Source organism: Streptomyces himastatinicus ATCC 53653 (genome assembly GCF_000158915.1).
Lineage (GTDB): Bacteria > Actinomycetota > Actinomycetes > Streptomycetales > Streptomycetaceae > Streptomyces > Streptomyces himastatinicus.
On record NZ_GG657754.1, the window covers coordinates 9,781,273 to 9,793,245 of the forward strand.

Annotated in this window: 11 protein-coding genes; 2 read left to right on the forward strand and 9 right to left on the reverse strand. The window is 71.2% G+C overall.

From position 1 onward, the window contains the following. The 3 genes from SSOG_RS41315 to SSOG_RS41325 form a co-directional block, all read right to left on the reverse strand. Positions 1-763, reverse strand: a 763-nt coding sequence (locus tag SSOG_RS41315; protein ID WP_009720277.1) for a hypothetical protein, incomplete at its 3' end; no start/stop codon positions are given. Next, positions 763-1,194 (reverse strand): hypothetical protein, encoded by a 432-nt coding sequence (locus SSOG_RS41320; RefSeq protein WP_009720278.1) that lies wholly within the window; start codon positions 1,192-1,194, stop codon positions 763-765. The genes SSOG_RS41315 and SSOG_RS41320, both read right to left, overlap by 1 nt. 470 nt (positions 1,195-1,664) lie before the next feature. Beyond that, positions 1,665-2,735, reverse strand: coding sequence for an Lrp/AsnC family transcriptional regulator (locus SSOG_RS41325; RefSeq protein ID WP_050800161.1), 1,071 nt, complete (start codon positions 2,733-2,735; stop codon positions 1,665-1,667). Between the two features lie 125 nt (positions 2,736-2,860). Here SSOG_RS41325 and SSOG_RS41330 point away from each other — a divergent pair, with 125 nt between their 5' ends. Further along, positions 2,861-4,156, forward strand: a complete 1,296-nt coding sequence (locus SSOG_RS41330; RefSeq protein WP_039939988.1) for a metal-dependent hydrolase family protein — start codon at positions 2,861-2,863, stop codon at positions 4,154-4,156. Then, positions 4,156-5,739: an AbgT family transporter gene (locus tag SSOG_RS41335; RefSeq protein ID WP_009720281.1), complete on the forward strand. Its 1,584-nt coding sequence runs from the start codon at positions 4,156-4,158 to the stop codon at positions 5,737-5,739. The genes SSOG_RS41330 and SSOG_RS41335 overlap by 1 nt, the downstream gene beginning before the upstream one ends. 46 nt (positions 5,740-5,785) lie before the next feature. On the opposite strand, the gene SSOG_RS41340 is transcribed toward SSOG_RS41335, so the two are convergent. The 6 genes from SSOG_RS41340 to SSOG_RS41365 form a co-directional block, all read right to left on the reverse strand. Then, positions 5,786-6,622, reverse strand: a complete 837-nt coding sequence (locus tag SSOG_RS41340; protein WP_009720282.1) for an undecaprenyl-diphosphate phosphatase — start codon at positions 6,620-6,622, stop codon at positions 5,786-5,788. Positions 6,623-6,735: 113 nt separating this feature from the next. Beyond that, complete coding sequence (locus SSOG_RS41345; RefSeq protein ID WP_009720283.1) at positions 6,736-7,788, reverse strand: AEC family transporter; 1,053 nt, start codon at positions 7,786-7,788, stop codon at positions 6,736-6,738. A gap of 36 nt (positions 7,789-7,824) precedes the next feature. Continuing rightward, on the reverse strand, positions 7,825-9,585 hold the full coding sequence (locus SSOG_RS41350; protein WP_009720284.1) for an NAD-dependent malic enzyme: 1,761 nt from the start codon (positions 9,583-9,585) through the stop codon (positions 7,825-7,827). An 83-nt stretch (positions 9,586-9,668) separates the two neighbouring features. Beyond that, positions 9,669-10,700 carry a bile acid:sodium symporter family protein gene (locus SSOG_RS41355; RefSeq protein ID WP_245606687.1) on the reverse strand — a complete coding sequence of 344 codons (1,032 nt, stop codon included), beginning with the start codon at positions 10,698-10,700 and terminating at the stop codon, positions 9,669-9,671. A gap of 1 nt (position 10,701) precedes the next feature. After that, positions 10,702-10,992: a hypothetical protein gene (locus tag SSOG_RS52805; RefSeq protein ID WP_154686041.1), complete on the reverse strand. Its 291-nt coding sequence runs from the start codon at positions 10,990-10,992 to the stop codon at positions 10,702-10,704. 89 nt (positions 10,993-11,081) lie between these two features. Next, positions 11,082-11,945: an isocitrate lyase/PEP mutase family protein gene (locus tag SSOG_RS41365; protein WP_009720287.1), complete on the reverse strand. Its 864-nt coding sequence runs from the start codon at positions 11,943-11,945 to the stop codon at positions 11,082-11,084. Positions 11,946-11,973: the final 28 nt, after the last annotated feature.

Here is an 11,973-nt window from a genome sequence, read left to right on the forward strand (position 1 = left end):
TGTGCCTCCAGGCGTCACGGAGCCGACGCAGCAGGGGGGCTTCGGGTTCGGCGAAGTCGACCGCGGCCGGGCCGGTTACCGGGGCCGACGGCAGGGGGGTGCGGGGTGATCGGGGCGTCTCGACGTAACCGGCGGCCGCCAGCCGCCGCACGTCGAGCAGCGTGTGGAAGGCGGGGCGGCCCAGCGCCCGGGCGATCCCGGCGGGGGTGCGCATCCCGTCGGCGAGCGCCAGCACCGCGCGCTGGCGGCGGGTGACCGGAGGCAGGTGTCCGTCCGGGCGGCGCAGTACCACCGGTTCGGTGTCCACCCGCGGATACGGCCACACGCTGTCGAGCAGCTTGCCGCGCCGCCTGACCTCCCGCTCGACGGCGACCGCGCCCACCGGGCGCACCGGGCCGAGCCAGTGCGCCGCGCCCCGCTGGAAGCCGCGCGGTCCGCTGCCAGGACCGAGCGCGAACCAGGCCGCGTCGAACAGCGCGCCCAGATGGCAGATCTCCAGTTCCGCGCCGGTCAGCCGCCCGCTGTCCACGAGGAACCGGCCGACCCGCCCGGCGGTGGCCGTGTGGTCGACCGCCTCCCGCCAGCTGTCGGCGGTCAGCCGCCCGCCGGTGGTGAGCAGCACGTCCAGGCCCGGGGACAGCGGGCTCTCCGCGTGCACGACCTGCCCGTCCGCGAGATAGACGGTGCCCGCGTCGCACAGCAGCGCGCCGCTGGCCCGCTCGGCGGCCAGGTCGGTGAGACGGGGCGCGGGGCCGGGTCTCATCAGAGGGCCAGCCGCTGCGACAGGTCGCGCAGCCGCATCCGGGCGAGCGCCAGGTTCCCCTCGCGGCGATCGAGCCACAGGTAGAAGAAGACACCGCTGTCGAAGGCGGTGTCGACGAAGCGCAGCAGGTGGTAGCAGGTACGGGTGGTGACGATGACGTCCTCCACCGGAGCCTCCCCGGGCGCCGCGCCGTCGCCGTTGTCCTCAGCGGCGCCGTGGCTCGTGCCGCGCGGTTCGAGGGCCGCGAACGCGGACTGTTCGGCGGCCATGCGCGCCAATTCGGCCGTCTCCGCCGCGGTGGCCTCGGGGTCGCCGTCGCGTGTCTCGCCGACCATGCCGAGCGCGAGCCCGCTGGTCCACTCGATCACGGCGGCGCCGCGCGCGCCGTTCACCGTCATGGCGTCGAGCAGGCATTCGTCGATTCCGGGCATGCGGTCTCCCCTCCTGCGTTGCCCGTGGCGCACCCGGGGGTTCGCCAGTGACGGAGAGGTTACGCACGGTTCAGCGGAAGGGGGTGAAATCTGTCGATGGGCCGAAACCGCGTACGCCGTGTAGTAGGGTCCGCGGCCCTTTGGGACGTCCGTGGCCCCCTGGCCCCCGGCGGCACCGCGGCGGGGGAGCGGCCGGTGCGGTGTGCTCCTCCGGGGGCACCGGCCCGGACCAGCCCGTTCGCGTCGCGCCGCGGTCGTCCGTACGGAAGAACCCCGGGGCCTGTGCGGTCGCCGCACCGCCCGTGCCGCGGCCGCGCCGGATCAGCGCCGCACCGGGCCGGTCGTAGCGGGAACAGGCTCTTCTGGGTTACCGCGGGGGAGACGCATCATACGAATGTCCTACGCAGGCATATGACAGATGGATAGGCGCCGGGCGCTTCCCGCCCGCTGAGCTGACCGAATCCCGACGCTCAGTTCTCGTCGTCCGACACGCCGTGCGTTCCCTGCGGCTGGCGCAGCGGGACGACGCCCACACAGCGCCCGTCCCGGTCCAGCAGCCGCCCCATGTGCTTCACCGTGCGCAGCACCACCGAGCGGTCGTCGATGTCCAGATGGGGCACCTGCCGTGCCACATGCGCCTCGAAGCCGTGCACATCGCTCATCGCGCGCAGCCAGACGTCGATCACCACGTTGTGCGGACCGGCCGTGATCGAGCAGGACCGCACCTCCCGCATTCCGGCCAGCACCTGGGTGCTCTCCCGCAGATACCGCGCCGGTACGGAGGCGAAGTACACCGCGGACAGCGGCCAGCCGGACAGCGGCCGGGCCAGATCGCAGCGCATGCTGACCCGGGAGGCCAGCAGGACGCCCAGCCGGCGCCGCACGGTGGTGGTCCCCGCGTCGGCGCCCGCTGCCAGGTCCCGTATGGACATCCGGCCGTCGGTGTTCAGCAACTCCAGCAGCCGCGCGTCCAGCGCGTCCCGGCCCGGGGCGCCGCGGGCCGGTTCGGGCGCGGGACAGGCCGCCGCCTCCAGCCGGGCGCACTGCGCCGCGTCCAGGCTGCGCAGCCGCCACCGGCTGCCCTCGGTCGGCATGGCCGTCGCCACATGGGTGCGGGTCGCCCGTACCCCCGGCCGCCCCCGGAACAGCACGGTGCTCAGGTGCGCCAGTTCGTCGAGGCCCGTGGTCTGCACGGTGGCCACCAGGTCCCGGCTGCCCGCCGTGAGCTTGACGTTCGCCACCGCCGGGTCGGCGGCCAGGGCCTCGGCCACCTCCTCGCCGACCCCGGGCTCGGTGTCGATCTCCACCACGGCGGTCACCACGAGGCGTGCGTCGGACAGCCGCGGATAGGCGGTCACCCAGGCCAGGCCCGCGTCCTCCAGCCGGTGCCAGCGCCGGGCGGCCGTCACCGGGTTGACCCCGAGGACATCGCCGACCAGCGTCCACGGGGCCCTGGGGTGGATCTGGAGGGCGTGCACCACGGCCCGGTCCAGTTCATCCAGCTCGCCCTGCGGTTGCGCGGCGGAAAACTGCGTGTCCATGGGCGGCTGATTCCTGCGCGTCGTGGCCGATTCTCGATGGAATGCTGCACCGTAGCACGCGGAAAACACGTCGGCCCAACACTGCTGCCTACTTGTTTACCGCACGCGAGGAGTGAATCCGGTCCATGAAGGATCAGCTGGCCCCCGAAACCGCCCGGACCGCGTTGCGCATCGAGAACGCGACCCTCATCGACGGCACCGGGGCGTCCCCCGTGACCGATGCCGTCGTGATCAGCGACGCCGAGGGCACTCTCACCTACGCGGGACCCGCCGCCACCGCGCCTCCCGCGCCCGTCGGTGACCCGGCCGGGACCCGCGTCATCGACGCCGGTGGCCGCACCGTCCTCCCCGGCTTCTTCGACTGCCACACCCACCTCGCCTACGCCCACGCCTCCCCGCCCGGCCGCCGCGGCGAACTCGACCCCGTGCTGGTCACGTTCGACACCGCCACGCGCATGCGGCAGACCCTGGACGCGGGCATCACCAGCGCCCGCGACCTGGGCGGACTCTCCGCGGGCTACCGCATCGCGAGGGAGAGCGGACGGATCACCGGCCCCCGGCTGCACACCGCCGTACGGATCATCAGCCACACCGGCGGCCACGCCGACGTCCGCCTCCCCGACGGCACCGACCTCAGCGGCGGCTCGATGTCCGAGATCGCCGACACCGTGGACGAATCCCGCCTCGCCGTGCGCAAGGTGCTGCGCGCCGGCGCCGACCTGGTCAAGGTCTGCGCCACCGGCGGCATGGGCAGCCCGTATGACCAGCCGGAGGACGAGGGACTGCTGGAGGAGGAGATCCGGGCCGTGGTGGACGAGTGCCGTCGCCACGGCGGCAAGCCGGTCGCCGCCCACGCCCAGGGCACCGAGGGCATCCTCAACGCCATCCGCGGCGGCGTCACCAGCATCGAGCACGGCTACGGCCTCAACGACCAGGCCCTGGAGATGGCGGGGGAGCGCGGCACCTTCGTCGTACCGACCCTGTCCACCGTGTACGCGGGCATCAACAAGGACACCATGGCGCCCTTCCACTACGAGAAGAAGACCCGCTGGTCCGGCATCACCAAGGAGAACATCGCCCGCGCCATCGAGCAGGGCGCCCGCATCGCGCTCGGCACCGACGCCGCCGTCTGCCCGCACGGCCAGAACCTGATGGAGCTGAGCTACCTGGTGGACCTCGGCATGGACCCCATGTCCGCCATCGTCGCCGGCACCCGCACCGCCGCCGAACTCCTCGGCGTGGACGACCGGCTCGGCACCCTGACCGCGGGCCGCACCGCCGACCTGATCCTGTGCGACGGCGACCCGCTCACCGACATCGCCGTCCTCGGTGACCCCGCCAACATCCTGTGCGTCGTCCAGGACGGCACGGTCAAGAAGGACCTTCTGCTCCCAGCAGCCACGAAAGGAGCGCGGCCCTGATGGCATCGCTGACCGGAATCCCCGCCCAGAACGGTAAGTCCCCGGACAACGGCAAGCCCCGCGGGCTCGACCGGGTGCTCTCCTTCATCGAGCGGGCGGGGAACGCCCTGCCCAACCCCGTCGTCCTCTTCGCCGGGCTCTTCGCGCTGCTGGCCGTCGTCTCCACCGCGCTCTCCGCCGCGGGCGCCTCGGTGAAGGTCCCCGGCACCGACGACGTCAAGAACATCGAGGGACTGCTCACCGGCACCGGGCTGCGCTGGCTGCTGGAGAACCTGGTCCCCAACTTCGCCACGTTCCCGCCCATCGGCGCCGTGGTGGTCCTGATCATGGTGGTCGGGCTCGCGGAGAAGACCGGCCTGCTGGAGACGGTGATGCGGGCCACCCTGGCCCGCATACCGCGCGCCGCCCTCCCGTACGCCGTGGCGCTCATCGCCAGCCAGGCACACATGATGAGCGACGTCGGGGCCATCGTGCTCCCGCCGCTGGCCGCCATGGTCTTCAGGAGCGCCGGACGCCACCCCGTGGCGGGTCTCATCGGCGGCTTCGCCTGTGTCACCGCGGGCTACGCGGCCGGGTTCACCATCGGCTCCCTCGACGCCCTGTACGTCGGGATCACCCAGCAGGCGGCCGCGGTACTGCCCGCCGCCGAGGGCCTCCACATCCACCTGCTCATCAACTACTTCTTCACCGCCTCCAGCAGCATCGTGCTCGCGCTGCTCGGCGGATTCCTCATCAGCCGCGTCCTGGAGCCGCGCCTCGGCCCGTACGAGGGCACCTACGAGCCGGCCGACGGTGAGTCCGGGCAGGAGGACCTGGCCCTCACCCCCATCCAGCGCCGCGGCCTGGTGGCCACCTGTCTCGTCGTCGTCGGCTATCTGGCCCTGGTCCTCGCGCTCTGGCTGCCGCCCGGGGCCCCGCTGCGCGGCGAGGGCGGGGCCTTCGTGCCCTCGCCCGTGCTGGACGGCATCGTCCCGGTGCTCTTCTTCGCGTTCCTGCTCGCCGGGGTCACCTACGGCTTCACGGTCAGGAAGCTCACCGGCGCGGACGACGTGGTCACCGCCATGACCGACTCGATGAAGAACATGTCGGGCTACCTCGTCATGATGTTCTTCGCCGCCCAGGTCATCGCGCTGTTCACCTGGTCCAATGTGGGGGTGCTGATGGCGGTGAAGGCCGCCGCGCTGTTCAAGGCCACAGGGGTGACGGGCTTCTGGGCGATCATCGCGTTCGTCCTGCTGGCCTCGTGCCTCAACCTCTTCATCCTCTCCGGATCCGCCCTGTGGTCCCTGGTCGCCCCCGTCTTCCTGCCCGCGTTCATGCTGATGGGCATGAGCCCGGCGCTCAGCCAGGCCGCGTTCCGCATCGGCGACTCCGCCACCGGAGTCATCACGCCGATGAACCCGTACCTCTTCCTCATCCTGGCGATGGTCCGCCAGTACGAACCGGAAGCCCGGCTCGGCACCCTCATCTCCCGGCTCGCCATCTTCGTCGTGCCGTTCATGGCGGTGTGGCTGGCGATCCTGGGGATCTTCTACGGATTCGACCTGCCGCTGGGCCCCGGCGCGTCCATCGGCCTGAAGTAACGGCGTTGCGAAGGCCCCGGGCGACCGCCCGGGGCCTCGCCCGTGCTCAGGGCGTGAGGACGTGCGTACCCAGCAGGCCGAACAGCAGGACGCCCACGGCGACGCGGTAGATCACGAAGGCGTTGAAGGAATGCTTGGCGACGAACTTGAGCAGCCAGGCGATCGACGCGTACGCCACGACGAACGACATGACCGTGCCCACGGCCAGCGGCGCCGCGGCCACACCACCGCCGAGCGCGTCCTTCAGCTCGTACACCCCCGCACCCGTGAGGGCGGGCAGGCCGAGGAAGAACGACAGCCGGGTGGCGGCCAGTCGGTCCAGGTCCAGGATCAGCCCGGTGGACATCGTCGCCCCGGAGCGGGAGAAGCCGGGGAAGAGCAGCGCGAGGATCTGCGAGCCGCCGACCAGCATCGCGTCCTTCAGGGACGTGTCGTCCTCGCCGCGCTTGTGGCGGCCCAGCCGGTCGGCCGCCCACATCAGCCCGCTGCCCACGATCAGCGACCCGGCCACCACCCACAGGGACGCCAGCGGCCCCTCGATCAGTGGCTTGGCGGCGAGGCCGACGGCCACCACAGGGAGGGTGGCGTAGATGACCCACCAGGCGAACTTGTAGTCGTGCCGCTCGCGCAGCTCCCGGTTGACGATGCCGCGGCCCCAGGCGCGGGCGAAGCGGACGATGTCCTTGAAGAAGTAGAGCAGCACCGCGGCGATGGCGCCGACCTGGATGACCGCGGTGAAGGCGACGACGGCCTTGTCGTCCACCGGGATGTCCATCAGACCCTCGGTGATCTTGAGGTGGCCGGTGGAGGAGACGGGCAGGAACTCGGTCACCCCCTCGACGACGCCGAGGACCACGGCCTGGCCGATGCTGATCGCGCTCAATGGAGCCATCCCTGCGCTGGAGACATGTCCCTCTTTGTAGCACGCTGACCTATGTGCCCCGGCCCGCCGGTACGCGACCTGAGCGCGTACCGGCGGGCCGGGGGCCGCGCCCGCTAGTTGGTCAGGTTGATGATCAGCGGCAGCGAGGCGAACGCCAGCACGATGCTGATGATCACCGAGGAGGCGATGCGGTGCTCCTCGCTCTTGACGTGCTGTGACGCGAGCATCATCGGCACGGGGGAGACGGGGAACGCCAGGATCAGCGCCGTCTGCGCGGCGACCTCATGACCGGTCAGCACCAGGCCGATGGCGTACGTGCTGAGCGGCAGCACGACCACGCTGGTCAGCGCGATCGCGATGGACCCCGGGCTCAGCTGCGGCATGCCGACGCGGGCGAGGGTGACGCCCACCGACAGCAGCGCCACACCCGAGGCGGCCTGGCCCACCAGCGTCAGCGAGCTTTCGATCATCTCGGGCGGACGCACCCCGGCCAGCGCGATGATCAGCCCGAGCAGCGGGGCCCAGGCGAACGGCTTGCGCAGCGGCTGCACGACCTTCACCCAGGTGGGGATGGGCTTGGTCGCCGTCTGTGCGGCCCCGGTGTCGCCGTCCCGCTCCTCCTCGGCCGCGGCCGGCCTGCCGCCCGCGGACACCAGGACGCGGGACGGCGCGGACGCCGACGCGGTGGCTTCCGCGGCGGGCGGGTGGCCGAGGTTGAGCAGGATCAGCACGAGGGGATCGAGGATGACGTTGACCAGGATGCCCGCGATGGCGATCGGGATCGCGGCCTCGGCCTCGCCGAACAGGTTGCCCAGGATCGAGACGCCCATGAAGGCGTACTGCGGCTGGACGGAGGCGAGCGCCAGGATCGACGCCCGCGGCAGCGGCAGCCGCCCGAAGAGGCGCAGGCCCAACAGGATCAGCCCGAACAGGCCGAGCAGCCCGAGGGCGAGCATCCCCACCAGGGGGCCCTGGCTCAGCAGGATGTGGCGCGGGGTGTTCGCGATGCCCAGGAAGAGGGATGCCGGGAGGGCGAACTCCATCGTGAGCACCCGGAGCGCGTCCGCGCCCCCGCCGCCGAACGACATGCGCCGCCCGGCCCCGTAACCGAGGGCGATGACGAGGAACACGGGCACGACAATGGTGAAAATGTGCGAAAAAGACATGGTCAAGTCCCCAATTCAGCCGGTGTGTACGCGTCGTCAGACCGGCTGGATCGGGCGGTAGACCGGGCTCCACATGGCCTCGTGGACCGTGCGGTCGAGCTGGTCGTCGGCGAGGGGCGTACGGGCCACCCCGTCGTGCGCGGCGGCGCGGGCGACGGCCGTGGCGACTGCGGCGGAGGTCTCGCGCAGCTGGTCGACCAGCGGGAGGATCGGGGCGCCGGGGGTGTCGGAGTCGATCATCTCGGCGATCCGCTCGGCGGCGGCGAGCAGCATGCCGTCGGTGATCCGGGTGGCGCGCGCGACGATCGCGCCGAGGCCGAGACCGGGGAAGACCAGGGCGTTGTTGGCCTGCCCGATGACATGGGTGACCCCGTCATGGGGCACGGGCGCGAAGGGACTTCCGGTGGCGATCAGGGCCCGGCCGCCGGTCCAGCGGACCAGGTCCTCGGGCTTGGCCTCGGCCAGCGGGGTCGGGTTGGACATCGGGAGGATGACGGGCCGCTCGGTGTGGGCGGCCATCTCCCGCACGATCTCCTCGGTGAAGGCACCGCCCTGGCCCGAGGTGCCGATGAGGATGGTCGGCCGGGCGCGGCGGACCACCTCGGCGAGCGCGATGCCGCCGACCTGCTCGTCCCGGTGCCAGTCGGAGACGTCGGCCGCCCGCCGGGCGTACCGCCGCCGGTGGTGGTCGAGCCCCTCGGTGTCGTCGGTGATCAGGCCGTAGCGGTCGACGCACCAGAACCGGTCGGACGCCTCCTGCGGGTCGAGCCCGTCGGCGATCAGGGCGTCGCGCAGCTGGTCGGCGATGCCGAGCCCGGCCGAGCCCGCGCCGAAGATGACGATGCGGTGGTCGCGCAGCGGCGCACCGGTGACGCGGGCGCCGGACAGCACGGCGGCCAGGTTGACGGCGCCGGTGCCCTGGATGTCGTCGTTGAAGGTGAGCGCCCGGTCGCCGTAAGTGTCGATGATGCGGCGGGCGTTGCCGGACCCGAAGTCCTCCCAATGCAGCAGCGCGTCGGGGAAGACGCGGCCGACGGCGGCGATGTACTCGGCGATGAAGGCGTCGTACGTCTCGCGGTCCACCCGCGGATGACGGTTGCCCAGGTAGAGCGGGTCGTCGAGGAGTTCCTGGCGGTTGGTGCCCACGTCCAGCACGACCGGCAGCGCACGCGCGGGGTCGATTCCGGCGGCGGCGGTGTACACGGCGAGCTTGCCGATGCAGATGTCCATGCCGCCCACGCCCCAGTCGCCGATGCCGAGGATGGCCTCGCCGTCGGTGGCGACGAGCAGGTCCACGTCCTCGGGGCCCAGGCCGCTGGCGCGCAGCGAACGCTCGATGTCCTGCGGGGCGTCCACCGAGAGGTAGACACCGCGGGAGCGGCGGTACTCATGGCTGTAGCGCTGGATCGCGGTGCCGACGGTGGGGGTGTACACGATCGGCAGCATCTCGCTGAGGTGCTCGCCCAGCAGGTGGTAGAACAGCACCTCGTTGCGGTCCTGGAGGGACCGCAGATACACGTTCTTGTCCAGATCGGTGGCCTTGGCCCGGTATTGGGCGTAGGCGCGGGTGGCCTGCTGCTCCAGGGTCATGACCTGGGCCGGGATCAGGCCGGTCAGTCCGAGGGCGTCCCGCTCGGGCTCGGTGAACGCGGTGCCCCGGTTGAGGCGGGGGTCGCTGAGGATGGCGCGCCCTCGCGAGGTGGTCTCCCAGGTGTGGCCGGTCGGGTTCCACCGGGTCGCCGCGCCTTCGGAAGAGGCGGGGTCGGATGCCTCCGCTTCGGTGAGATCGCTCTTCATGGGTACTGCTTCCTCACTGGTTGTGCTTCGCGGTGGGTGACACCGCTAAAAACCACGATACCAAGAGGTTGAAAAGCGGACCTTTAGGGGGTCGGGGTATGCGCGCTGGTCAGGGGTGTTGACCCGACGGAAAGGCGGGCCCAACGGGCTGCGATGACTGTACACACCATCAATTGGAGCTGGTGGTAGAGCATCAGCGGCAGGATCACCGGACCCGCCGATTCACCGAACAGCACCGCGGCCATGGGCAGCCCGGTGGCGAGGCTCTTGTTGGAGCCGCAGAAGACGATGGCGATCCGGTCCTCCCGGCCGAACCCGAGGCGCCGCGCGGCGTACGACGTCGTGGCGAGCGCCACCGCCAGCAGCGTCGCGGCCAGGCTCAGCAGGGCGAGCAGCCGCACCGGGGTGAGCTGCTGCCAGACGCCCTCCGTCATCCCCCGGCTGAACGCCGTGTAGACGACGAGCAGGATCGCACCGCGGTCCAGCAGGCCGAGCGCCCGCCGGTGACGGACGGTGAACTCCCCGATCCAGCGGCGCAGACACTGCCCGGCGACGAAGGGCAGCAGCAACTGGGTGGCGATGCCCAGCAGGCCGTCGGCCGAGAAGCCGACCCTGGAACCGATCAGCCAGGCCGCCAGCAGCGGTGTGAGCGCCATCCCGATCAGGCTGGAGTACGTACCGGCGCAGATGGCGGCCGGGACGTTCCCCCGGGCCGTGGAGGTGAGGGCGATGGAGGACTGGACGGTCGAGGGGACGACGCAGAGGAAGAGGACGCCGGTGTAGAGCCGGTCGGTGAGCAGGAACGGGGCCAGGCCGCCCATGGCCAGCCCCAGCAGCGGGAACAGGACGAAGGTGCTCGCCCCCACCAGGAGGTGGAGCTTCCACTGCCGCAGGCCGTGCACCGCCTCCCGGGTGGACAGCCGGGCGCCGTACAGGAAGAAGAGCAGCCCGATGGCTATGGCCGCGGCGCCCCCGACCGCCCCGGCTGCCCGCCCGGAGGCGGGCAGCAGCGCCGCGAGCGCGACCGTGCCGAGGAGGGCGGCGATGTAGGGGTCGACCGCCTTCCTCAGCCGGCCCGGCCATGACCACGGCCATGGCCAGGACAGCGACTTCACGTCAATCACCGCTTCCGCTCTCGTGATCGCTGCCCGCCGTGCCCGCGCTGAGCAGCAGGGTGTCGAGGGTGCGGTCGATCTCCAGCCAGGAGTCCGCGAAGGAGTTGTCGATGACCACCAGGCCGATGTGCGGACCGGCGACCGGCGCGGGCTCCTCCGGCTCCGCGTCGGGTGCGCACGGGCACGGACCCGACGCGGCAGGTGTGGCAGATGCAGATGCGGCGGGCCATGCGGTCTGGCCGCCGCAGAGCACTCCCGCGGTGGCCGCGAGGACGATTCCCCTGGCGGACACCCGGGTAAAGCCGCTCTCTTTTTCCGGCTTTCGGTGACGGCCGGTACCGGGCCGGAAAGGCGTGGGCGATACGGAGCGGAATCCGCGGGTCATACCGCGGCCGGATGGTGATCGGCGTGATGCCTGCTGATGTTCCCCTCCAGCAGTTCCGTGGACCCCTTCACGCCGATGAAGTCGGTCTCCCTGGTGTCCGGCAGCCGGCCGTCCGCCATTTTCAGATCGACCAGCGCACCGTCGATCGCGCCGTGCGCGGCGAAAAGACACGGGGTGCTGTAGATCGCGATATCGACGCCGAGATCCGTCAGCTCGGACAGCGAGAGCCGGGGTGATTTCCCGCCCGCGATCTGATTGAACAGCAGCGGCTTGTCGCCGACGACCTTACGGATCCGCCGGATCCACTCCACGCTGCGCACCCCGTCGACGAGGACCACATCCGCGTCGGTCTCCGCCAGCGCGGCGGCCCGCCTCATGATCTCCGCCTCCTCGGTGGCGTCCGTGCGCGCCACCACGAGCATGTCCTTCCTGCTGCTCAGCACCAGGTTGAGCTTCTCCAGGTACTCCTCGAGCGGCAGCACCAGCTTGCCGTCCGCGTGTCCGCACCGGCGCGGCCGCTTCTGGTCCTCCAGGATCACCCCGGACGCGCCGCCGCGCTCCAGCCGCTGCACCACATGGCAGGCGACCTCGGGGTCCACATAGCCGTCGTCGATGTCGACGAGCAGATGGTGCCCGGGGAACGCCAGCCGCAGTCGCTCCACGAAGTTCACCATGTCCGGCCAGGCGATGAATCCGATGTCCGGCAGTCCGTAGTACGATGCGGCGAATCCGAAACCGGAGACGAAGAAGCCGTCGTAGTGACGGGCCGCGATCGACGCCGAATACATGTCGTAGATGCCGATGAGTGGTGTGGTCCGAGGAGAGCCGATATCTTCTCGCAAGGCATGACCGTACCGCATGGTGTTCCCTTCGATCCGGTAACCTTCC

Bases quoted from the DNA above. Each gene is read 5' to 3' on its own strand.
- SSOG_RS41320 (WP_009720278.1), bottom strand. From the start codon at position 1,194: ATGCCCGGAATCGACGAATGCCTGCTCGACGCCATGACGGTGAACGGC.
- SSOG_RS41325 (WP_050800161.1), bottom strand. From the start codon at position 2,735: ATGGACACGCAGTTTTCCGCCGCGCAACCGCAGGGCGAGCTGGATGAA.
- SSOG_RS41330 (WP_039939988.1), top strand. From the start codon at position 2,861: ATGAAGGATCAGCTGGCCCCCGAAACCGCCCGGACCGCGTTGCGCATC.
- SSOG_RS41335 (WP_009720281.1), top strand. From the start codon at position 4,156: ATGGCATCGCTGACCGGAATCCCCGCCCAGAACGGTAAGTCCCCGGAC.
- SSOG_RS41345 (WP_009720283.1), bottom strand. From the start codon at position 7,788: ATGTCTTTTTCGCACATTTTCACCATTGTCGTGCCCGTGTTCCTCGTC.
- SSOG_RS41350 (WP_009720284.1), bottom strand. From the start codon at position 9,585: ATGAAGAGCGATCTCACCGAAGCGGAGGCATCCGACCCCGCCTCTTCC.
- SSOG_RS41365 (WP_009720287.1), bottom strand. From the start codon at position 11,945: ATGCGGTACGGTCATGCCTTGCGAGAAGATATCGGCTCTCCTCGGACC.